The organism is Janthinobacterium sp. PAMC25594 (assembly GCF_019443505.1).
Taxonomy (GTDB): domain Bacteria; phylum Pseudomonadota; class Gammaproteobacteria; order Burkholderiales; family Burkholderiaceae_D; genus Janthinobacterium.
The window spans coordinates 3,699,719-3,722,489 of sequence record NZ_CP080377.1 but is presented as its reverse complement, the minus strand read 5'-3'; the positions used below and the strand labels follow the sequence as shown (position 1 = coordinate 3,722,489).

Annotated in this window: 19 protein-coding genes; 13 read left to right on the top strand and 6 right to left on the bottom strand. The window is 60.0% G+C overall.

From position 1 onward, the window contains the following. Positions 1 to 32 precede the first annotated feature (32 nt). From KY494_RS16730 to KY494_RS16710, 5 genes are read left to right on the top strand one after another with little or no spacing between them, the layout of a single operon-like run. On the top strand, positions 33 to 1,202 hold the full coding sequence (locus KY494_RS16730; protein ID WP_099761020.1) for an AAA family ATPase: 1,170 nt from the start codon (positions 33 to 35) through the stop codon (positions 1,200 to 1,202). A 57-nt stretch (positions 1,203 to 1,259) separates the two neighbouring features. Then, a complete protein-coding gene (locus tag KY494_RS16725) occupies positions 1,260 to 2,606 on the top strand; it encodes a CpaF family protein (protein ID WP_219887568.1) in 1,347 nt (448 codons plus the stop codon). A gap of 13 nt (positions 2,607 to 2,619) precedes the next feature. Beyond that, complete coding sequence (locus tag KY494_RS16720; protein WP_219887567.1) at positions 2,620 to 3,597, top strand: type II secretion system F family protein; 978 nt, start codon at positions 2,620 to 2,622, stop codon at positions 3,595 to 3,597. Between the two features lie 15 nt (positions 3,598 to 3,612). Next, positions 3,613 to 4,551: a type II secretion system F family protein gene (locus KY494_RS16715; RefSeq protein ID WP_219887566.1), complete on the top strand. Its 939-nt coding sequence runs from the start codon at positions 3,613 to 3,615 to the stop codon at positions 4,549 to 4,551. Between the two features lie 11 nt (positions 4,552 to 4,562). After that, positions 4,563 to 5,633 carry a LytR C-terminal domain-containing protein gene (locus KY494_RS16710; protein WP_219887565.1) on the top strand — a complete coding sequence of 357 codons (1,071 nt, stop codon included), beginning with the start codon at positions 4,563 to 4,565 and terminating at the stop codon, positions 5,631 to 5,633. A gap of 64 nt (positions 5,634 to 5,697) precedes the next feature. Here KY494_RS16710 and KY494_RS16705 read toward each other — a convergent pair whose 3' ends face one another. Together KY494_RS16705 and KY494_RS16700 are read right to left on the bottom strand one after the other, a co-directional pair. Further along, positions 5,698 to 6,690: an EDSAP-1 family PEP-CTERM protein gene (locus tag KY494_RS16705; protein WP_219887564.1), complete on the bottom strand. Its 993-nt coding sequence runs from the start codon at positions 6,688 to 6,690 to the stop codon at positions 5,698 to 5,700. Between the two features lie 211 nt (positions 6,691 to 6,901). Beyond that, complete coding sequence (locus KY494_RS16700) at positions 6,902 to 7,276, bottom strand: hypothetical protein (RefSeq protein ID WP_219133976.1); 375 nt, start codon at positions 7,274 to 7,276, stop codon at positions 6,902 to 6,904. Between the two features lie 151 nt (positions 7,277 to 7,427). Here KY494_RS16700 and KY494_RS16695 point away from each other — a divergent pair, with 151 nt between their 5' ends. Next, the gene (locus KY494_RS16695) at positions 7,428 to 7,739 is read left to right on the top strand and encodes a hypothetical protein (RefSeq protein WP_219887563.1); all 312 of its coding nucleotides are present in this window, start codon (positions 7,428 to 7,430) and stop codon (positions 7,737 to 7,739) included. Between the two features lie 18 nt (positions 7,740 to 7,757). On the opposite strand, the gene KY494_RS16690 is transcribed toward KY494_RS16695, so the two are convergent. Next, positions 7,758 to 7,964, bottom strand: coding sequence for a dodecin (locus KY494_RS16690; RefSeq protein WP_034753599.1), 207 nt, complete (start codon positions 7,962 to 7,964; stop codon positions 7,758 to 7,760). Between the two features lie 42 nt (positions 7,965 to 8,006). Between KY494_RS16690 and KY494_RS16685 the strand changes: the two genes are divergently transcribed. Then, positions 8,007 to 8,267: a hypothetical protein gene (locus KY494_RS16685; protein WP_219887562.1), complete on the top strand. Its 261-nt coding sequence runs from the start codon at positions 8,007 to 8,009 to the stop codon at positions 8,265 to 8,267. A 403-nt stretch (positions 8,268 to 8,670) separates the two neighbouring features. On the opposite strand, the gene KY494_RS16680 is transcribed toward KY494_RS16685, so the two are convergent. Further along, positions 8,671 to 9,363 carry a Panacea domain-containing protein gene (locus KY494_RS16680; protein WP_219887561.1) on the bottom strand — a complete coding sequence of 231 codons (693 nt, stop codon included), beginning with the start codon at positions 9,361 to 9,363 and terminating at the stop codon, positions 8,671 to 8,673. Between the two features lie 589 nt (positions 9,364 to 9,952). On the opposite strand from KY494_RS16680, the gene KY494_RS16675 reads away from it, so the two are divergent. The 6 genes from KY494_RS16675 to KY494_RS16650 all read left to right on the top strand — a co-directional run bounded on the left by KY494_RS16675 (position 9,953) and on the right by KY494_RS16650 (position 15,995). After that, positions 9,953 to 11,278, top strand: a complete 1,326-nt coding sequence (locus KY494_RS16675; protein WP_219887560.1) for an integrase family protein — start codon at positions 9,953 to 9,955, stop codon at positions 11,276 to 11,278. Next, the gene (locus tag KY494_RS16670; RefSeq protein WP_219887559.1) at positions 11,278 to 11,697 is read left to right on the top strand and encodes an N-acetyltransferase; all 420 of its coding nucleotides are present in this window, start codon (positions 11,278 to 11,280) and stop codon (positions 11,695 to 11,697) included. Before KY494_RS16675 ends, KY494_RS16670 begins: the two co-directional genes overlap by 1 nt. A gap of 125 nt (positions 11,698 to 11,822) precedes the next feature. Next, positions 11,823 to 12,326 (top strand): hypothetical protein, encoded by a 504-nt coding sequence (locus tag KY494_RS16665; protein ID WP_219887558.1) that lies wholly within the window; start codon positions 11,823 to 11,825, stop codon positions 12,324 to 12,326. 96 nt (positions 12,327 to 12,422) lie between these two features. Then, positions 12,423 to 12,641, top strand: coding sequence for a DNA-binding protein (locus tag KY494_RS16660; RefSeq protein ID WP_219887557.1), 219 nt, complete (start codon positions 12,423 to 12,425; stop codon positions 12,639 to 12,641). After that, on the top strand, positions 12,638 to 13,102 hold the full coding sequence (locus KY494_RS16655; protein WP_219887556.1) for a hypothetical protein: 465 nt from the start codon (positions 12,638 to 12,640) through the stop codon (positions 13,100 to 13,102). Before KY494_RS16660 ends, KY494_RS16655 begins: the two co-directional genes overlap by 4 nt. A gap of 106 nt (positions 13,103 to 13,208) precedes the next feature. Beyond that, a complete protein-coding gene (locus KY494_RS16650) occupies positions 13,209 to 15,995 on the top strand; it encodes a plasmid recombination protein (protein ID WP_219887555.1) in 2,787 nt (928 codons plus the stop codon). Between the two features lie 4,792 nt (positions 15,996 to 20,787). On the opposite strand, the gene KY494_RS16645 is transcribed toward KY494_RS16650, so the two are convergent. Both KY494_RS16645 and KY494_RS16640 read right to left on the bottom strand, forming a co-directional pair. After that, positions 20,788 to 21,390, bottom strand: a complete 603-nt coding sequence (locus KY494_RS16645) for a hypothetical protein (protein ID WP_219887554.1) — start codon at positions 21,388 to 21,390, stop codon at positions 20,788 to 20,790. A 9-nt stretch (positions 21,391 to 21,399) separates the two neighbouring features. Next, the gene (locus KY494_RS16640; protein ID WP_219887553.1) at positions 21,400 to 22,359 is read right to left on the bottom strand and encodes a hypothetical protein; all 960 of its coding nucleotides are present in this window, start codon (positions 22,357 to 22,359) and stop codon (positions 21,400 to 21,402) included. Positions 22,360 to 22,771: the final 412 nt, after the last annotated feature.

The following is a 22,771-nucleotide window of genomic DNA, read 5'->3' as shown; positions in this document are numbered from 1 at the left end:
CTGTGTAGACCTGAAAGAAGCGAGGAAGTGCGATGAAAGCCTTGATGATTAGCCGCGACGCCAGCTTGCACGAAGAAATCGCCGCGCAAGGCGCGGCCCGCATGCCGGTGCTGCGTCTGCTGGAGCGGCGCAGCGGCCTGCGCGACGCCGTCGAACGCATGCTGCCCGAAGCGCCCGAGCTGGTGATCGTCGACGCCAGCGGCCTTGACGCCGAGGAGGCGGACTTGCTGGAGCGGCTGGCGCGCCAGTATCCGCTGGCCGTGCTGATGCTGCTCACGCGGGGCCAGCAACAGGATGTGCTGATCCGCGCCATGCGCGCCGGCATGCGCGAAGTGCTGCAGCTGCCGCTGGTGCACAAGGCCTTTCACGAGGCGATGGACCGGGTCGACATCCAGGCCGGCGTGACGCAGATGCGCGACGGCAAAGTGCTCGCCTTCATCTCGTGCAAGGGTGGCAGCGGCGCCACCTTCCTGTCGACGAATTTTTCCTACGCGCTGGCCAGCCTGGCCGGCTGCAAGGTGCTGCTGATCGACCTGCACGGCCAGTTCGGCGACGCCACCCTGTACGTGTCGGACCAGAAGCCGGCCATGACCTTGTCCGACATCTGCGCGCAGATCGCGCGCATGGATGGCGCCTTTCTCGCCTCGTGCCTGGTGCACGTGACGCCGAACTTCGGCGTGCTGGCGGCGGCCGACGACCCCGCGCACAAGGTCGACATGCAGCCCGAGCACATGGACCGCATCCTGGCCGTGGCGCGCCAGCACTACGACTACATCGTGCTCGACGTGGGGCGCCAGATCGATGCGCTGTCGCTGCGCGCGCTCGACAACGCCGACGCCATCTATCCGGTGCTGCAACTGGCCCTGCCCGACATCCGCGACGGCCGGCGCCTGCTCGACATCTTTCGCTCGCTCGGCTATCCGGGCGAGCGCCTGCGCCTGATCGTCAACCGCTATGAAAAGGGCGGGCGCCTGCGCCTGGCGGACCTGGAGCAGGCGCTGGGCGCGGAAGTGGTGCACACGGTGCCCAACGATTACATCGCCGCCACCGATTCCGTCAACCAAGGCATTCCGCTGCTGCAGCTATCGCGCACCAGCGCCGTGGCGCGCAGCCTGGCCGAGCTGGTGGAGCTGGTGACGGCGCGCCGCGTGACGGAAAGCCGCGGCCTGTTCGACCGCCTGTTCAGCCGCAGCGAGGCTTGACGGGGCGGCAGCTGAATTGTGTCAAGGCTCCCGCCGGGAGCCATCATGGGAGCCGAGATGACTTTACGCGAACGCCTGGCGGCGAATGAAACGGTGCGCCCCGCCACGAATAGACAGGGCGCGCTGGCGCTGCACGCCTACCAGGAACTGAAAAAGACCATGCACCAGACGATACTCGACCGTATCGACCTGGAGCGCCTGAAACGCCTGACGGCGGAGCAGTTCAAGCACGAGCTGGCGCTGCTGGTGCAGCGCGTGATCGAGGAAGAGCGCATCGTGCTGAACCAGCACGAGCGGCATAGCCTGGTGCTCGATATCCAGCACGAGATGCTGGGCTTTGGCCCGCTCGAACCCTTGCTGGCCGACGCCAGCGTGTCCGACATCCTCGTCAATACCTGCGACAAGGTGTATGTGGAGCGGGGCGGGCGGCTGCAGCTGACGGACGTGACGTTCCACGACAATGCGCACCTGATGAAGATCATCGAAAAGATCGTCTCGCGCGTGGGACGGCGCGTCGATGAATCGAGCCCGATGGTCGACGCGCGCCTGCCGGACGGATCGCGCGTGAATGCCATCATTCCGCCGCTGGCCGTCGATGGCCCGATATTGTCGATCCGGCGCTTTGCCGTGCAGCCTTTGAGCATCGCCAACCTGCTCGACTACAAAAGCCTGACGCCGCCCATGGTGCAGGTGCTGCAGGCGCTGGGCCAGGCCAAGGTGAATATCCTGATCTCGGGCGGCACGGGCAGCGGCAAGACGACCCTGCTCAACGTGCTGTCCGGCTTCATTCCCGGCAGCGAACGCATCGTCACCATCGAGGATGCGGCCGAACTGGCGTTGCGCCAGCCGCACGTGGTGCGCCTGGAAACGCGTCCGCCGAATATCGAGGGCAAGGGCGAAGTGAGCCAGCGCGCGCTGGTGCGCAATGCGCTGCGCATGCGGCCCGACCGCATCATCCTGGGCGAGGTGCGCGGCGCCGAGGCGCTCGACATGCTACAGGCGATGAACACGGGCCATGAAGGTTCGCTGGCGACCATCCACTCGAACACGGCGCGCGACGCGCTGGCGCGGCTGGAAAACATGGTCGGCATGGCCAGCGTGAACCTGACGCCACGCGCCACGCGCCAGCAGATCTGTTCGGCCGTGACGGTGGTGATGCAGGTGTCGCGCCTGACGGACGGCGCGCGCAAGCTGGTCAGCCTGCAGGAGGTGACGGGCATGGAAGGCGACATCATCGCCATGCATGAAATCTTCCGCTTCGAGCAGACGGGCGTGGATGCCGAGGGCAAGGTGCAGGGCCACTTCTGCGCCACGGGCGTGCGGCCCCGCTTCACGGAGCGCTTGCGCATGTTTGGCGCACCCGTGCCGGACAGCGTGTTCGACCCGGATCGCATCTACGAGTAAGGGAGGGCGCATCATGGACCTGGTGTTCTACGGCTTTGCCGTGCTGCTGTTTGCCGCCTGCATCCTGATGGTGGAAGGCGCCTGGCTGTGGTGGTCGGGCACGCACGGCAGCGCGGCGCGGCGCATCAACCGGCGCTTGCGGCTGATGGCGGCGCGCGGCGAGGCGGGCGGCGAGCGGGTCTCCATCCTCAAGCAGCGCCGCTATGCGCGTGCGCCCGGGCTGGAGCGCTTGCTGCGGCGCGCGCCGCGGGCGGCGCAGTTGGACCACCTGCTGCTGCAATCGGGCCTGTCCTGGTCGGTGGCGCAATTCCTCGGCGTCACGGGTGCCCTGTTGCTGGCGGCCTTGCTGCTGCTGGCGGCCTGGTCCATGCCTTTTCCCGGTGCCTTGCTGCTGCTGGCCAGCGCCGTGAGCGGACCGTGCCTGTTCGTGCTGCGCGCGCGCGCGGCGCGGTTGAAAAAGATCGAGGCGCAACTGCCGGAAGCGGCCGATTTCCTGGCCCGCGCGCTGCGCGCCGGGCACTCGTTTTCGAATGTGCTGCAGATGGTGGGCGATGAACTCAATGAACCGATCAGCGGCGAATTCAAAATGGCGCACGAGGAAATCAATTACGGCGTGCCGATGAACGAGGCGCTGCAAAACCTGGCCGCGCGCATTCCGCTGACGGACTTGCGCTACCTCGTCATCGCCGTGCTGGTGCAGCGCGAATCGGGGGGGAACTTGGCCGAAGTGCTGGTCAGCATCGCGCGCATCATCCGCGCCCGTTTGAAACTGCTGGGGCAGGTGCGCGTGCTGTCGGCCGAGGGGCGCATGTCGGCCTGGGTGCTGGGACTGATGCCGGTGGTGATGATCGGCGTCATGGCGCTGGTCAACCCGCAATACATCCGCCTGCTGTGGACCGATCCCAGCGGCATCAAATTGCTGTGGTACGCGGCCGGCATGGTGGCCTTGGGTGTCGTCTGGATGCGCAATGTGATCCGCATCCGTATCTAACGTGGAGAAAACGCCATGACTGGCCCGCAACTGCTGTTCCTGTTGATCGTCTTTGCCGTGGTGGTGGCACTGGCCCTGCTGGCGTGGCTGATCTTCTTTCCCGGCACCTTGCGCCAGCGCCTGTTCGGCGCCACGGCGCCTGCGGCCAGCGATGCGGTGGCCGACTCTGGCTGGGTGGAGCGCGTGGCGCGCGTGGCGCAGCCGTTCAGCAAGCTGTCGCTGCCGGAAGAGGGCTGGGAGCGCTCGCCGCTGCGCACGCGCTTCATGAATGCGGGCTGGCGGCAAGCGAGCGCGCCCGCCCTGTACTTTGCGGCGAAAACCGTGCTGGCCCTGCTGTTTCCCACCGTGCTGGGGCTGTACGCGGCCAGCGCCATGGCGGCGCAGCTGCGCAGCGTGCTGCTGTTGCTGCTGTGCGTCAGCGCCACCATCGGCTATTACCTGCCTAACCTGGTGCTGGCCAGCACGGCCAAGCGGCGCCAGCGCGACATCTTTGAAAATATCCCCGATGCGCTCGACTTGCTGACCGTGTGCGTGGAAGCGGGCCTGAGCCTGGAGCGCGCGCTGGTCAAGGTATCGGGCGAGATCCACATCAAAAGCGTGGTGCTGGCGCAGGAATTGCAACTGGTGCTGATGGAAATGCGCGCCGGCTTTTCCAAGGAAAAGGCGCTGCGCAACCTGGCCCTGCGCAGCGGCGTGGAAGATGTCGACACCCTGGTCGCCATGCTGATCCAATCGGAACGTTTCGGCACCAGCATGGGCGATTCACTGCGCGTGCATTCGGAAAACCTGCGCGGCAAGCGCAGCCTGCTGGCCGAGGAGGCGGCGGCGAAGATCGCGTTAAAACTGCTGTTCCCGCTGATATTTTGCGTCTTTCCCACCCTGATGCTGGTGCTCATGGGGCCGGCCGTGATCGAAGTCTATCGCGTGCTCGTGCCGGCCATGGCCAGCCGCTGAAAGGAGTCACCATGCGCTTGACGCTCTCCCGCCTGGCCGCCGCCTGTGCCTGCCTTGGACTGGCCGCCTGTACCACGCAACTGGCCCAGACACCTGTGCCGGCGTGGCCTGACGCCGATGCCGCTTATGTCGCGGGGCGCCAGCATTTCGAGCGGGGCGACCTGCCCGCCGCGCAGGCGGCCTATGAACAGGCGCTGCGCCATGCGCCGCGCCACGTGAATGCGCGCAACGGCCTGGCCGTGCTGCATGCGCAGCGGGGCGAGCACGCCGCCGCCATCGCCCAGTGGCAGGCGCTGACGCAGGAAACGGGCATGGCGCTGCCGCAGCAGGCCTATCTGTTCAGCAATCTGGGCCATGCCTATTATCTGAGCGGGCGCGACGCGCAAGCGTTGACTGTGCTGGAACAGGCATGCCTGCTCGATCCGCTCAATGCGCTGGCCTGGCAGCACCTGGCGCAGGTGCTGGAGCGCCTGGGACAGCGCGAGCGCGCGGCCCTCATGCGGCGCCAGGCGCAGAGCCTGCAGGAACATGACTTGCGGCGCGACCTGGCGGTCTTGCGCGGCGAGGCGGCGCCGAAGGTTGTGCCCGTGCCCGCGCCGCTGCCGGAGGCGCCCGTCATGGCGCGCGTGGAGATCACGCAGAGCGATGGCATGGCCCAGCTGCAGCGTGTGCCAGCGACGGCGACGGCGCGCAGCGTACCCGCCGCAGTGCCCGAGCGGCCCATGCCGGCGGCGGTCGCGCCGCGCCCGCGCCTGGAAATTGTGAATGGCAACGGCGTGCCGGGCATGGCCGCCGCGCTGGCGCGCAGCCTGGCCGTCGCTCCCGTGCAAGTGGTGCGCCTGGCCAATGAAACCAGCTTCCAGGTGGCGCGCACGCGCGTCGAATACCGGCCCGCGCAAGAGCAGGCGGCGCGTCAGCTGGCCCGCCAGCTTGGGACGCAGGTGCAGACCCAGGCCGCCGACTGCCCGGCCAGCGAGCTGCGCCTGGTACTGGGGCGCGACCTGAGCGATCCGGCCATGCTGCACCGCTATTATCTGCAGCAGTTGCAACTGGCGCGCCAGGCACTGGCGCGGCTCGGTTAAAACGCCGCTGTGGAGGCAAAAAAAACGGCGCCCATGAGGCGCCGCGTGTTTTGCATGCTGCTGATTACTTCGACTGGCGCCGGCGCGTGAACGCCAGGGCCGCCAGTCCCGTGCCCAACAGGAACAGCGTGCCTGGCTCAGGGACGACCAGGGGATCGATGACGACGATATCGGTGCGCGTGGACTTGGAGAAATTCAAGGTATAGCTGCCGGCGGGCATGGCGAAATTCGAGGTCAGGGAAAACATCGCAAAGCCATTCGTGAAGGCGCGCCCGGTGGCCGGGTCGTTGGTGCCGGCCGTCATGTTCAGGCTGAACGGGTCGAGGCTGCCGGCGCCATGGTTGCCGTTGATATCGCTGCCATTGTTCGGGTTGCCGTCGGGAGCGAACTGGAAGATCACGCCATCGGCGTTCGCGTTCGACAGGCAGCCGGCGGGGCTGGCGGCATTGCACGAGATATTGAAAATATCCATGATCGACACGTTCGACTTGTCGCCCATGGTCGTCACGCTGGTGCGCAAGTCGCGCCGTCCCATGAAGCTGAAGGTGATGAAGCCGGCGCTCGACAGGGTCAGATTGATGGAACCGGTGAGCGTGTCGCCGGCCGTGGCCGTGGCGGCACCGACCGTGTTGCGCTGTGCTTCCGCAACAGCGCTCACGGTGGAGCCGGTGGCCGTGAGCATATTGCCGAAGGAGTGCGCATCGCCGCGCGCGAATTCCAGGGTGGAGCTGGGACTGGGTGCGTAGCGGTTTTGCGGCAAGCCGCTGCAGCCGCTCCCCGAACACACTTGCAGTACGTCGGCGTTGGCGGCCGGCCCCGTATTGACGGCGCGCGGATTGACGGCCGCGCCACCTTCGAAGAAGGCGCTGTCGCTGGCATTGCGGTTGGCGCCGGCCAGCGACAAGCTGCCGGCACTGGTGGTGATGCGGAAATTGTTCAACTCATTGACGGCCAGGCCGTACGCGCCGGCCTGCGCCTGGCCGCTGGCCAGCAGGCTTGCCGCCGCCAGTGCGCCCAGCCAGCCCAGGGTCTTGCTTCGTGTGTGATCGACGTTCATCGCAGCCTCTTATCGTAGTCAGTCTCGGAAAATCCGGGGGACAAAGAATCCAGAATGACTTGCCTGGATTCATCTCGTAGACAGGGATAAGCAGCTTGCGTGCCATATAAAAAAAGCTTATTGAATCAAATACTTGCCTGAAGCGGACTGAACTGGAAGAGGTCAACTGTAAGAAAGGCCGACGCCGCTTGATGGGCGGCGTCGGCCAGCCTCAGGTACCACGGTGATAGCCCAGGTGGCCACCCGAATTGCTTGCGCAACCGCAACCGATGCGCGCCACTTCCTCGCCTTCCGTCAATTTCCAGTTGGTAATGGTCGTGTGCTGCCAATCGATGTCGCTTTTCTTGACAGGTTTGACCGTCAAGGTGCGTTGCGCCACATCCGTGTATTCCATCAGCTCTTCGTCGTCGGCGATGTCGAAATGGCGGTGGATCAGGGAAATGCCGAAGCGGTCGAGTGCGCCATAGCGCTGCAGCACGTCGCGCAATTCACGAAAGCAGGCCAGATCCGCGGGCAGCAGCGGGTCGACGGCGGAAATATCGGCAACGGGTTGCCATTGCATGGCATGGATGTTCAGGCTGTGCATGATAGGCTCCTGTGCCCCGTGATGAGTGGCCCAGGCTGCCGGAGGGGCGCCGGCACGCCTGGCGAAATACCCATCGTGGCCGCAAAGCCGGTGCGGCGCTTGCGCCAGATCAAAGGTGCGGCACATCGCGCCACGCCCGGTAAAATAGGCCATGGCAAACAAAACTCCCACTTTCCCCGGCGCGCGCACGGGCCGCGGCCAGGTCCTGGCCGTGCTGCTGTCGAACCGCGACCAGTCCGGCGCCGAGCCGCTGCAAGGCCGCGTCTCCCTGGCCGCCATCGTGAAAGCGCTGAAACGCAAGTACCACTGGCCCATCGAGACGCACAGTTTCCCCGCGAATACGCAGGATGGCCGCGCCAGTTGGGCAACGGTATATAGCTTGCCGGAAAAGGTGATCGAGGCCGCGCTGGAGGCCGGCGGCCGTGAGTGGCTGGAGAGCCGGGTGGTGGCCGGGCGGCGGTGATGAACGCGCCGCTTTGCGTTATTCCAGCCGGAAGCCGACCTTCAGCGTGACCTGGAAGTGCGCCACCTTGCCATCGACGATATGGCCGCGCGATTCCGTCACTTCATACCAGTCCATATGCTTGACCGTCAGCGCCGCCTTGGCAATGGCATCGCGTATCGCCTGATCACTGCTTTCGGTCGATGTTCCCACCAGTTCGATGAGCTTGTAAGTGTGTGCGGACATGATGTTTCCCCAGGTAGGCAAGCCAGACATCGGGAGCCTGCATTGCGCAAGCACGTGCTCATCTTGCGCCTAAACGTGCTGATAGTCATTGCGCGGTGCAGCAAGGCGATTGCGAATCTGGCGAAGGCTGCCATCATGCTGGCAACATTGCTGTCGGTTAAAACCGGGACTTCAGTTGGTCTTGTCGGCGTGTGGGTGGAGATAGTCCGCGTTGCGTCCCACGCTATGCGCTCACTTCGGGTCGCGATGAGCGTCAATGGCGCCAGGAGCATCCTGCAGGCGCCTGGGAAGAAAAAAGGTTAGCTACACAACTAAATTGGTAGTCGTTTGAAGGCACCCTTCGTGAACTTCGATGCATTCAGCCCGGCTTTGATCTCTGAAAAAGGCGGGTCTCCGCAAGGACGGTGCACACGAAACACCCCGCTCTCCACCAATTGCGACAATGTTGCCGCAGGCTCCAGTCGAGTATGCTTGTAGGCGATGTGACTGCGATGCTCTACGAAAGGATGGCTTCCGACCTGAAGCTCACAAGTTGCATCGAACGGGACGTTCGGATAGGTCGAACAAACGCATACCAGCGCACACATGTTGTCAGGATAGCCATTGATGAGCGCCGGGTCATTTAGTACTATAAATAAATGAAACATACCACCAGGACCAGATGGTATGAGGAGTGTTTCCTTGGCTCGCGGTAACCAACCGGACATCATGCCGCCGATATAAAAGCGGCGTTGATCGCCTGCTGCTCGCGCAATTGTTTTTTCAGTAACCGTGTCTGTTCATTATTAAATTTAAGTACTTCGAACAATTTTTCTAACGTGATGGGTACTGATGAGCCTTCAGGATCTTCCCACTCAGGGCAAATTTTGTGAGTGAGGTCGCGAATCTGATATTTGCTCAAGTGACCAAAATCTTTCCAAGTTTCTGCGAGAACTTCAAACTCGGCTTCAGATAATTCCAGAAGGTCTTGCTCTGGCGAGCGAATCCGACTTCCGTCACGCAAAGCCACAGCATGATCCTCACGATCCGCGATCCACGCATCCCACCCATTATCTTCAGATGAGGACATTCCGTTAATGCGATTCAATGTTTGAGACAGAACAGGTCCGTGATCCATAGAAACAAGCTTGTCGCCAATGATCGGATCGCCGTACATCTCATATGAGCGCCGCTCTGCTAGATAAAGCAACTTCATCAGCTTAAGTACAGGAAGGCGGCCTTGGGCTTGAAATAGGAAGTAAGCGGCAACCTGCGCGGCTTTCTTTTCGGAATATAAGTTTTGCATAATTTTGAGCCTCCATCGCATCAATTTTGAGCAATTTGGATAGCTATTCGAGATCAATCTACGCACAAAGTACATCGCTGTCAACATATTGCCGTGCATGATGCTCTGGCCCATGCAACATGTGCGGAAAGTGGATGAAATCAGTTTAACTGTATAAATGTACAGTAGTTTTGATAATTGTCAAACGAAATCGATAAGCGCCAGTATATCGGCTGGATGGCTTTGCCGCTAGACGGCGAGGTCGGCCAACGTGCTTCTGTATGTCGTCATGCGGCAAAAAGGGTTCCACCGTGCACCAGCCTGGAAACCACACTGATTTATGCCTATCTTTGCCGGGAACGTCGACAAGAAGCCACGCTGGAAAGTAGTACGTGAGGTGTGATTGCTTGTAATCAAGAGAGGCGCAACTATAAGTTGGCGTTGTCACTTGCTTGCTACTGATCCAAAAGAAAAGGGCTTACATTTCTGTAAGCCCTTGATATTCTGGTGCCGACTGCCGGTTTCGAACTGGCCACCTGATGATTACAAATCATCAAGTAATGGCATTCCGAGGTGTTGATTGGAATTCATAAAAACTAATGAATTCATATAAATCAAATACTTATCTTCAAATTTGGCTCTTCTTGTGTTGATAGATATTGATGGGTATACTTCAAATCGGGTTACATGGTGGTTACATGGCTTCATGGAGAGCGGAAAATCGATGGCAAAGGTAAATTTCACGGCGGGCAGAGTTGACGCTTTCAAGTGCGAGTCCGGCAAGAGTCAATCTTTCTTGTGGGACTCCGCAGCGCCTGGCCTTGCACTACGCGCGACCGCGAATGAGGCAAAGTCATACATCTTCCAGGCAAAGCTGCACGGCAAGGCCATACGGGTGACTATCGGCGCGCCGGGCACCTGGACAATACCGGCCGCGCAGGCGGAAGCGCGCAGGCTGAAGGTCATCATTGACAACGGCCAAGACCCGCGCTTGGTCAAGGCTGATACGCTGGCGGCTGAACAGGCCGTGCGGGATGCCGAGGCGGCAGCCCGGCAAGCGGAGTCGCTGCGGCTGCGAAGCGAGTCTGTGACACTCGGAGAAGTCTGGCCGGTCTACGTCGCGGAGCGTGCACCTCATTGGGGCGAACACCAGATATCGGCCCACCGGAAAATAATCCAGGCCGGCGGCGAAGCGCGAAAACGCAGCCCCAAGGAAACTAAGGCCGGCCCGCTTGCCGTCCTGGCCAATGAGCGCCTGATTACCCTGACCGATGCGAGGATAGAGGAATGGGCCAAAGTGGAGACGCTGACACGCCCGTCCAGTGCGCGGCTGGCCATGAGGCTGCTTAAAGCATTTCTGAACTGGAGCGCCGCCCATCCTGACTACTCCGCTATCGTGACAAGGAATGTCGCCAAGAGCGCCAAAGCCCGTGAAATCCTTGGCAAGGCGAAGGTGAAACATGACTTGCTGCAGCGAGAGCAACTAGCTGCATGGTTTGGCGAAGTCCGCAAGATAGGCAACACCGTTATCTCTGCATACCTGCAGACCCTTTTGCTGATAGGTGCGCGCCGCGAAGAGGTGGCGGCGCTTCGCTGGGTTGACGTCGATTTTCAGTGGGCCAGCATGAAGCTGGGCGACAAGGTTGAGGACTTCCGCATGGTGCCGCTGACGCCCTACATTGCCCACCTGTTGGCCGCGCTTCCGCGTCGGAACGAATGGGTTTTCAGCAGCCTGGCCGCCGAATCTGGCAAACTAGCTGAGCCGCGCATAGCTCACAACGAAGCGGTGGCCGCTGCCGGTTTGCCGCATCTCACCTTGCATGGCCTGCGGCGAAGTTTCGCCACACTCAGTGAGTGGGTGGAGACGCCGGCCGGCATTGCCGCTCAGATTCAAGGTCACGCCCCACAAGGCGTGCGCGAGCAAAATTACATCCGCCGCCCCCTGGACTTACTGAGAAAATGGCACCTGAAAATCGAGAAGTTTATTTTGGACGAGGCAGGTATCGTCTTCACCGCTGCGCCGGCCGGTCTGCGTGTGGTCGGCAACTGATGGCCGGCACCGCACCTGACTTCACCACGCTGACGGACACTCAGCTGGCACAGTTCGCGGTGGCGCACCAGGATGCGCTAGACATTGGCGGCCTGGTTGAAGCCGATATCGTAACTGCTGTTGCCGCCGGCCGCGCCAGCCTGGAGCGGCGCCCGTACGGCTTCGCCATCATCGAGCAGCGGCCGGCCACCGGCGGGACCATTCCCCACCTCTGGCTGCTGTTCGTCGCCCCCGAGCACCAGGGCAAAGGCTTGGGGCACCGCTTTATGCGGGAGCTGCTGCGCCAGCACGCCACCGTGTACCATATGTCCCTGTACTGCCATGGCGCGCGGCGCCGTGCTTTCTTCGGCCGGCTCGGCTTCCGCATCGAAAGCAAAGATGGCGAGATGCGGCGCATGACAACGAACACGCTGCGATAGCACCACGGCCGCCTGGCCGCATCAGGCAAGATTTAACGCTGCAGCCTACCTTTAGCGGGGGAACGTCGGCACCTTCACCGACCGGCTGCAGCACCTCATTTATGAAGGCGCTTGAAGGAGCGCATATGACATCAAAAGACGACGGGACGCCGGACGACGACATGCCCGGCAATGACTATTTGACCGATGGGCTCATCCATCTCGAAGATACGAGTTTCGATTTCGAAGACTATTTTAAGCGGCTCAAGGCTGACGAATTATCAGAAGATGAGCTCGCAGAATATCCAGCACGAGTAATGGGCCTCTATTGCCAAAAGATTTCAGCGAACAAAGTGCCGCCCGATTGGGCGCTGAAATACTTTGCAAGGGAGTTCTATAAAATCTTGGCTGGCGGTGCGTGGAACGACTCCTTTCCACTGCCATGGAACCCTGCGAGCCCCGTTGAGTTCCTTAGCCGCACAGAACAAGAAGCGTTCGATATCTTCGCTGACGTTTCGTGGTGCATCAAAGACAATCCAGGCGCAAAGGTTACCGAAGTGATTCAGGTCGTCGCGGATAAGCGTCATATTTCCTACGAAAAGGCGAGGGCGGCGTGGTACAAGCACAAGGCGAAGATGAAAGCTTTCTAAATATTTTTTCTAAATTTTAGAAAGTAGATTGAGAAAGCTTTTTTTTCTCCTGAAATTTAAGCTGCATTCGTCACCTGTCAACGAAAGGACACGACGATGCAAGCCAATAATCAGTATCCCGCTTTGGTGTGTGAAAATCGCACCGTCATCGACACCAACGAAGCCGCATTTCACCTGGGCCGAAAACCTCAGACACTCAGAAAGTGGGCCTGTCATGAAGACGGCCCGCTGCGCCCTATCCGCATTTACGGCCGCTTGGCGTGGTCCGTGGCGGACATCAAGCGCATCGTTTCGGGAGAAGGCGGCGTCCAATGAAAAACGCCCCCACCACGAATGATGAGAGCGCCCCAGACAAGCGCGATTATACTCCCGGAACCCTGCCAGTACGCCACAACACAGTGCGTGCCGCCGTCCTCGCAGCTATGCTTGAAGGCGCCGCGATGACCGGTATGGAAAGCGTTTTCGCGCAAAGCACAACTCGTCTTGCTGCTGTCATTTGCGAAGTCGCCAAGCGTTACGGCTGGAACTTTTACCGCGGAGATGTGGCTGTTGGCACAAAGGACGGCCGCATCACATCGGTGACGACGTACTGGCTCCCGCAGGAAACTATCGCCCGTGCGTTCGCACTCGGCGCCCGGCTCTGGGTTGACCAGGTGAAAGCCGCGCGCGCTGACAGTCGCAAGAAGGCGAACAAGTGCAAGGCTGACGCGGCGCGTATCAACGCCCTGCGCCGCAAGAGCGACCCGCGACAAGGGGCGTTTTGGGGCGACCTGTGACCGCCACCGGCACAGCGCTGCTCCGTGCACTGGACCTGCTGCCATTTCTGGTGCCGGTTCCGCCTGCACTGGCTGCGCTGATGGGCGCCACGGCACGGGGATGTGCATGACAGAGGGCGCGCACTTCCTGGCAGTCAAGCCGCTGAGCGTGAAGACCACGCGCGCGAGCTGCGCGGATGCCGTCATCCTGAACGTGATGCGTCACAACGCGCGCGAACTGCAGGCGGAAATCGGTGTTGGCGCCGAAAGCGGGATAGACGCAAGCCGCATCCACCTGAACGTGACCTTGCATGGCCCAGCTACCGCTGACGGCGTGGCCAGCGCCGCGCGCGATGCGATGCGCGAGCACGGCATTGTGGCGCCACGCAAAAATGCGACGCTCGGCATCGAGATTGTCGCCAGTCTGCCGGCCGGCCTGCTCATCGACCACCTTGCGTACTTCCGCGACACGGCGGCCTGGGCCCAGCAGCACTACCGCGTGCCGCTGCTGAGCGCCATCGTGCACAACGACGAAAGCAGCCCACATCTGCACCTGGTCCTGCTCCCGGTCCGCGACGGCAAACTGGTAGGCTCCGAGCTGCTGGGCAACCGTGCGACCATGAAGGCGATGCAAAAGGATTTCCACGAACAGGTGGCCAAGCAATACGGCCTGCGCATGCCGGCAGCGAAGAAGCGCCACAGTACCTCCCAGCGCGCCGCCGGCATTGCGCTGCTGCGTGAGACCCTGCAGGCGAACAGTGGACTGACCGAGCGCGCCATCGATGCGCTGCTGGTCCCGCACGCCAAGAACCCGGAGCCTCTGCTCGTGGCGCTGGGCCTGGCCATGCCGGCGCCGGTGGTCAAGGGTTCGTTCGTTGCGACGATGACCCGCAAGGTGCGGCCGGAAAGCCCCGACAGGATTTACAAAAAATCTCCTATAGGACATTTGCGCGCGCAAACGGCAGGTGTTTTTTTGCCTGAAAATGAAAACTCCTATGCTCTGTTAGGACTTCCAATTTCCGCGCCCAATTTCCCACCATCGTCCAACCCAACAAGCGCCAGCAATTCCGCCCCCGGCCAGCAAGCCAGCTCCAGCCCAGCGGCCCAGCCATCGACCAGCGGCATGCAGCGGGAGCGCAGCACCACCAGCATCGAGCAGTGCAGCACCGATACCGGAAATCCTGCATCGCCTGCGCCGGCCACCCGAGCGATGGGAAATCAAACTGCAACGCTGTCGCATGATGCAACCGAGCCAGGCAAGGCCGGCATGGCACTGTCGACGGTATGCTCGACAGTCGAGGCAATTGCAGTGGAGCGCAGCCAGCAGCACGCCCATCAGCAGGTCGGCCAGCAATCGGACCACGACGCAGGCCTGGCCAGCGCTGCACCGACGAAGCGCCCCGCCACCAAGCGCCAGGCCAAGACCGTGACGGCTGCACCGGCCAGGCCGACCAGCGCGACGCCGAAGCGAAAGCGCAACGCGCCAAAGGTGGCCAGCACGACGTCGACCACCAGCGCACCGGCGACCGCTCACCACCGGGCCGCTGGCATCGAACAGAGCACCGCCAGCCCGGCCGGCCAGGTGGCCACCGCCAATACGCGGAAGCGCACGAGCAAGATGGCCGCCAGCACCAGCCCATCACCACTCACGAGCACCGCCGGTATTGCGCCAGCTGTTGACCAGGTCGACACACAGACGGCAAAGGCTGGAATACAGCAGGCCTGCCACCAGCAGGACCAGCAGCACCGCGCGCACACCATCGAGGAACAAGCGGCGCCAGGTGGCCGCCCGCAGACTGGTGATTCTGGTATCGAGCCTACCGTCGACACCCCGGCCAAGCGCTCGGCCGCCAAGGGTATCGTTCCTGCCGACGACACCCGGGCCGCACAGCCTGCCGTCGCCGCCGCGGTGCCCGCTCACCAGCATGCGCCCAGTATCGAGCATGTAACGCCATGTAACGCCAAGGTCGGCCATGCAGCACCGGCCAGGCGCGCCAAGACATCGACCGCCACGCCTGCCTGCGCGCCAGCAGCACCGCGCGCCGGTAAGCTTAGCTCGACCGCCAGCAGGCCGGCCGCCACTCCATCGACGCCCAGCACCAGCACCAGGTCGACCAGCAGCACGGCCGCGCCCAGCAGCACGGCCGCGCCCAGCACCAGCACGCCAAAGCCCAAGCGCACCGCGACGCTGCAGCAGGCCAGCAGTACGCCAGCGCAGGACACCTTGCCCGGCAAAGCTGCGCCGGTACCTGACACACCGACCGGACGCAGGACCACCAGCAGGAAGGCCAGCGGCACGCCCGCCTATGCCACCGTGTGCCATGCCACCAGCAGCAAGCCCGCCCTGGGGAAAGGCCAGTACGATGCCGGTGCTGACCAGCCCGACGAAATTTGTCGCCTTGCCGATGACGAGCAGGCTGCTGCGCGATGCGCGCGGTCGACCAGCAGTGCGGCGCCAGTTAGCGTAAAACAGGGAAATTCCCGGAATTACAGGAACGCCAACCAGCCGGACGAAATTCGTACGCTTGGCCTGGCAGCATGCAGCATGCAGCATGCAGCATGCAGCAGCATCAGCAGCGCCAGTCACTCGGCTGAAATCTCGGCCCAGTGCAGCTGGCCTAAATTTTCAGGGCAGCAGCACTCGCCAGAATATTCTGGCCAGCTGCAGGTCGACCAGCAAGCCAACCCGCGCGCCGACGACTACGACCGCCACCGCGACGACGACCACCCGGCCGAACATTGGAACGTCGACGTTGGCGAGTTCGTCACGGCGCCGGCCACGCCAGGCAAGCACAACGCCCCGCACACCAGTTGGCCCGGCGCTGATGGCTTGGGCGACGGGTGGCATGAGGCCCGGCCCGCAACGCTAGAGGCGGCGAATGCATCCATTCGGGTTACGCACAGCCGGAGGTGATTACCTAACCGAAGCAGGCGGACGCGCAGTTAAAAATTCAGCCGACCGGAGCCGGTCTCCTGTCCGGTCGCTGAATATTCGGTGTAACTCACACTTCGTCCGAAAGGCGGATACATGGATGTCGAGTCTCGGATTTCATACTGCGTAACTAATTCTCCGCTTGGGTCCCTCACCTCATATTGGGCGGTGTCTGTATCTTGGCCCTTGCTGGCCTTCCATTTGTCAGAGACGGTGGTAACCGTGAATGATTGGTCAATCCCAAGTTGAAGCCTGTATTCTGGTTGCATGGTTATCTTTCTTTGAGTACTCCTCGGCTACCGAATGTAGCGCGATGAAGGCATTTTCAATATGGCAACGATTAGTTATTATTCAATACTGTTCGCATATACAGACTCGTTCTTCGCGACCGTCACCCTGTCGCAGACCCAAGGCCACACCAAAGCCCCCCATAGGTGGCCGGGGATGATGGGGATGCTCGAGCGCTGCCCCGGTGGTGGCGCTGCAACCCTATAGGGATAGGGCGGGTCAAAAGTCCAGGCCCTTACCGACAAAAGACCGTCTGGTTCCTCGAATTTTTACACCCGCGAAATATGCAGTTAAAACGGATACGCGGCCAAGGCTGGGAGCTGGCGCCAAGCCGCGCGACTGAAGGGGGATAAACGGTTTAATGCCCTTGGCAAACAGGCCGGCCAGCGTTGAGACGGGCGGCGCGCAGCTTGGTAGGGTACGGGGGCGCATGGAATCTCAAAGGGGCCATATGTGCAGGACCGCTTCATCCCTCCGCTGTCATAAACGTGGACAAAAAAAGGTAAAACGGATGGCGTCCAACTGCTGGACGGCATCGGTCGCAGCGCCAAGCACGGCAGCGCCGCGTCAAACCCGACGGGCTGTAGGCTTTGCCAGCTTGGGCGGTCTGCCATTGTCGGCGCTTCGTTCCGCTGGAAAATCGCTCGTTTCCGCCGGAAAGTCGCCTGTTTCCGCTGGAATTCCGGTGGAAGACTGTCGGAAGCGAGGGCGATTACGGCGCTGTGGCATCGGACTGCACCCTGATGGGCCAGGCCAAGGCGTGACGTGCGGCGAAGGCATGGCGGGCCGCCTGGTGCGCGCCAGCGGGGCCGACAGACACCATAGGCGGGGCGGGGGCGAATCTCTGGAGCCTTTCCGACCTAGACCTCTTACTTCCTCACGCGCAGAAAATTTCCCCCATTTCAAACGGAATTCAAATGGCAGACATCCCGGCCAGGCTGTAGGCCGCGCCAATGCTTGCTTTGCGCCGCTGCGAAATCAAATGCCGGGCTTTCTTCAGGCGCCGATGGCGAAGCACAATAAAGTTGCACACGAGCCAATAAAGCTTGACACAAGGTGCTCTCGCGGCGATGCTTCCTGGAAAGGCCGCTATCGGCTAAAAGCAGACCCGTCATTTTTATTCCTAAAAATTTAAATAAATGAAGAAATCAATAGGTATTGCAATCGTTGCGGGTATTTTTGGTTTGAGTAGCGCTAGCCTCTGCCTTGGCCATCAATATGGCGTTGCAGCCGGGATGGCCGGAGTCGCTTTTTTGTATGCTGCCATTGCATACCGAATGAAAAAGACTGGACAGTAGCTTTGAGACTTTAACGCCAGATACTGAGTTTTCGGCTCACTTGTACTTCCGCTTTGGGGCGACGGCGGTCGGTCGCAACAGTCAGTAAATGCCCTGGCCACAATCCTGCGTCAGCAAGTGCCGACCGCGAACGAATTTCGTGCGCGGTGAAGCCCCTTGTAAGCCCCGTCAAAGGGGCATCGAAGCCCAAGCGCCACAGCGTGTTTCTACATACCGTCCAGGCTGGTATGTAAGGTCCATCGCCTGAAATAGCTGGCCAGCCTCGTCCTGAGATTTGAAACCCCATGTTTCATCGCTCTCATGGTTGCAGGCCTGCGCACCCACCCGCGAAAATTTCCGTTCGTCTTCGCCGACACTGGCCCGCCTGCAGGTGACCGGGCTCGCGCTCCCAATTTTTCGGGACCGTCGCCAGTGGGCGGGCCAAGCCGGGCGCCGCGACGCTGGACAGAATTAGCCGGGGCGGCCTGACGCCGGAAAAATTCCCGGCGTCTTTGCAGCAAGCCGCTGAGGCCAAAGGGGGTGGCGAATCACCACTCCCTTTATGCTGCTGGTCGCCGCGGTGTGATTGCGACAGGGTGTGCGTAATCAAATGCCGCTGGCCCAAATTTTCGGGCAAGTACTCAGCGCGCCGCCTGGCGCAAGGGTGCGCGTTTCAAACGCGACCCTATGCCGGCGCCGTCGACCAGCGCCAGCTACAGGCCGGCCGGAGTTCGTGGTCAGCACGAGCGGTCCGCAATCCTGACTCGCGCCACCCTGGATACGGTTGGAATACGATGGCGGCACGGCCATATGGCCGCCATTTTGAGGAGCGAGTCATGGGCAAGAGCGGAACGAGCGGAAATACAGGCAAGGGTGGCGTCACCATCCCCGGCACACGTCAAAGCACGACCGGTGGCAGTTCCAGCGGCGGCGGTGCGCGCCCTGGTGCGGGCGCCGGCCAAGGTCCAGGCAATGCGGGCGGTTGGCCGAGCACTACCGGCGGTACGTCCGGCGGCGGCCGAAGCAATGGCAAGCCGAGATAGCCGTCTCAAATACCGGCCAAAACGGGAATTGACCGGCGCGGTGCTGCAGGTTTGGCTTTGTGCAACACCTGCGGGGCTACGCCTGCCAAGCCGGATTTGAAATCTGACTTCACTGCGGCGCCCTCTTCATGGACGTTACATCCGGGGAAATCCCGTATGTACCACTCAGGCGGAGCCAAACCGAGTAGCCGGAAAATCTTCCCGCCACCAGTTCAGGCCGCCGCGATTTGCGACCCACTTAAAGTTGGTCGCAAGGGCATCGAATTTCGCTACCCCCTTAGCCTGGCACGGCGTCGGCCGAACTTGCCCGCATTTCAAATGTGACCAAGGAACCATCGCAAGGGGGCGCTATTCCTGCACCCCCTTTTCCCGGTCCCCCGTTCTGGGGACCGGCATCAACCTGTGCTGCCAGCCCGAAACAAACTCTTCACGTGAGCAGATTAAAGCCGCAGCCACGCCCGGCGCTAACCGCTGGGCCAAAACCTACGCCGAGTAGGCTTTACCCTGGCGCCGAGCTGCTGGCTGGCCAATACCGGCGATGTGCCGGTTTTGCTTCCCTGGATGGGTTGCGCTAGGCCTTGCCTCGATTTCAAATCCGAGCAAGCACCCGCTGGTTTGCGAGGGACTTAAAGTTCCTCGCAAATTTTCAACCCTCTTAGAGAAGGTCGCAAATCCGCAAGGGCATAACGAATCGTTACCCCCTCCTTGCCTTCGCCGTGCCCTGCCGCCGGTAGAGTGCTGGTGCTGTGCCTCATGCGGTACAGGCCAGCGCGCAGGCCTGAGCTTGCTACCTAAGCGCGGTCGAGCAATACATCCAAATTTGGATGTATCTCTTCACGGTGAAGAGATGCGCTCAAATTAGAGCGCATCTCGGATTAACGTCCCGGCCATGTACAGCCTTGGGGCTGTACGCTTCCTGAACCCTTCCTGCACCCTTCCGAAACGGTTTCGTTACCGTAGCGTGACTGTAACGTTACACTTCCGTTACCGCCGGCGCGCCCAGCGTTATCCGGCACCACCACGGCCGCGCCAATCTCCTAAATTTTCAGGAGGTTGCGGCCCAGTGCGCTCGGGGGAGTCGATACCCTGCAAATGGCGCATCTCTTCACGGTAAAGAGATGCGACCCGCAATCGGCTAAATTTTCAGCCCATTGCAGAATAGCTGCAGCGGGCGGCCGTGCCCGTCACTCAGCGGAATTCTTCGCTCAGTGCCCACCAGGGCGCGCACCAGGTCGAAGCCGGCACCGCGCAGGGGTTACCGATTCAGCAACCCGTTACCGAATCATTAACCGTTACCGAATCATTAACCGTTACCGAATCGGTAATCCTGCCTGGGCATGCTGCCCACGGCCAAAAACTTGTGGCCGTCGTGCACGGGACACCACTGGCAGGCGGTCGGCGTTTTCACTGCGGACGGATGGAGCTGGTATTTGCTGAGCAAGTCGTCGACAAGAATCCGGAAGAATCAGAAGAATCCGCAGAAAAAAGTACGGATTGTTCTGATTCTTCCGGATTATTGAGCGAAGACCGCCAAAATTGCGAAGGCCGCCACGCAAATACTGTGGCGGTCTTCCGGGAAAGTGGCGGCGCTTCGAGCGCCGACCTTTTCCCCGGAACGGGGGAGAACCCCAGCCAGGCTTTTCCCAGCACCGGAAACAACCAGCCACTCTGGCGGCGGGGTCTCCTCAAATCTGAGGACACCCCCCTGTCCCAAATCGGGACTAGTCCCGAAACAGGACACCTGTCCCGAATCGGGACTACCTCGCGCCCACGACATGCCGGGCTCAAAGGCGAGCGGCACAGCGGGCCGACGTGGGCTGCATATTTAGCTGACGTTGCATACCTCGCCAGCCGCGCGCCGCCGCGCGACGATGGCTCAAAAGTGAGCCGTCGTCGTCCTAAGCCAGACGGTGCGTTGGTGGGTGGCAACAGTCGTTGAACGTCCGTTGAACAGTCGTTGAGCGGCCGTGGCCGAGCCAGGCCGCTGGCGGGTAATGGAGATGCGGCAAGATTTGACCGCCTTCTTGATGCGGTGGGGAATTTCGCACCCGGGACGTGAGGTTGCGCTCACACGCAGGCTCAGGCTCAGGAAGCCAACGCCGAGCGTGAGCGCAAGTGAAGCAGGAAATATTGCCCTCTACAGTGTTGGCAATATGTTGGTGGCAATTAAGGAGTTGGTGGCAAGGATGGTGGGTCATACGGGTCAGGTTGATGCATCCTATCCCCTAAATAATAAAGACCCCATAAAGTCACTACAACAAGTTGAAATAAAAAAAGCAGATATGCACCTAATGCCAGTAACGATAAAACGTCAACGAACATGGGAATAAATAGCTTACGTGCTGGCGCTGCGACTGCGCGGCAATAGTAAGCCAGGAGACTTAAGACGATACTTACTGCTGTCAAATAGGCGAACATTAAACATAAAAATCTTCTTCGTGTAAGTTTCATTTCCACCCATGTACCTGAATAACTTGTATGTAGTGTCGGTGTGGGAGATGGTATAACCTTATCAAGAGTTGTTTGTTGGCCAAAAGTGGCAATGGCAGCAAGAGCGGCAATATAAAATCCAGGCAGTCCCTGCACAAAACCCTGTGTGGATGAAATAAGTCCATCCGCGCCCCAAATATTTATTGACTGTTTAAACGGCAGTATCAAAATTAATGCAGCAACAGTTAGTATTGCAGGGACGAGCCAATTCACCCTCTTTATTACAGGGTGCTGGATTAATATATAACTGAAGGGTCTTAATAATTGATACCAGAGCATTTTATTCAATCATAGAAGAGCACACATTTTCCCGGAAATCTCGCCATGCACGGTCTCAAAGCCGGTATCGAGACGAACGGTAAAATTTTCCAACCGAGCTTTCTTTACAAATCGGTCTTCGTTTACAAGTTGCAAAGTTCTTGCATCGAGCTCGACCTTTCTGGCGAAGTTAGCATCATCAGTGTAGACCACTCGTACGCTAGAAAACTGATTTGCGTCAGCAGTTTTGCAGACAGATTTAACAGTGTCCCATACCGGATGCTTCTTGTCTCTTGGTTTTAAGTAAATAACTTTCTTTTGTTCTATCGCAGTTGCGGCTGCATCAAAAGCGACAGCAGCTTTAGTAAAGTCAGATATTTCCAACCCGCTTAAAACGCCAGCATTTAATTCTTTTTCAAAGCTTGCGGATAAGTGTCCTCGGAATAAGAATTTATATTTTGCAAATCTTCTTAGTGCAGGGTCTCCACTCGCATCATTGACATAAAAAAACGTCCTATTCGCGATTGCCGAGCTTCGCAAAACCATTCCTATCAGCATGCAAACATCTTTACTGCTTATTCCAATTGAGTCTTCAATAAGGGTGACGTATGTATTACCGCGAACTGGAATTAAATTAATCGCTACGTGCGCGGATGAGGCATTTCCCTCATTGCCTTGTTTTGGCGAAACATTAAAGTGTGCCGAACTTGGGTCTGATATTGCTTGGTCCGCAGCAAGCGTATCCGAACGATTTATAAGAATAATAGCTTTATTCCTAGCTGTATCTATTTGAATATCTGCAATATGAAAAGTTTCAGTTTTTGTCCTATTTCTACGGTGGCATGGGTCTACTGTGAGATGCGCCTTCATATTAGCCAGCAAATCCGCCATAGAGCGCGGCGGCAAATCGACTGCGCCTAAATTTTTGTCATTAGCATGGGCGCTAACTTGGCAATCAAAATATTTCACTGTACGAGTATTCGATTTCATGTATTCGTGTCTTGGACAAAATAGTTATATGTATGTCAGATTATAAACATGTTGCCCTCAACAAAACACTCCAATTGTCACACATCCCAAGTGCCAAGACAGAATGAGGTCAAAATATCAATAATGCAATTTTATCTAATGGATGCTAAAATGGCGGTCGACGAAAAGCCTTGACGCCTGCCTGTTGCCGGTCTATTCTAAAAACGTCCCCGATAAAGAGGGGCACGGGTTTGGCGACTCGGAATACACCGGCGGACGACCGCCACCAGGCGGCTTTTTTTCGTCCGTTGCACCATGACGTCCTCTATGAGCGGCAGTGGTGGGGATACCTTCGGGTATGCCGGTTTCCGTGTGTACCGGTTCGCCAACCCCACCATTTGCTGCTCACCCCGTTTGGCGACGGGATGTGCGG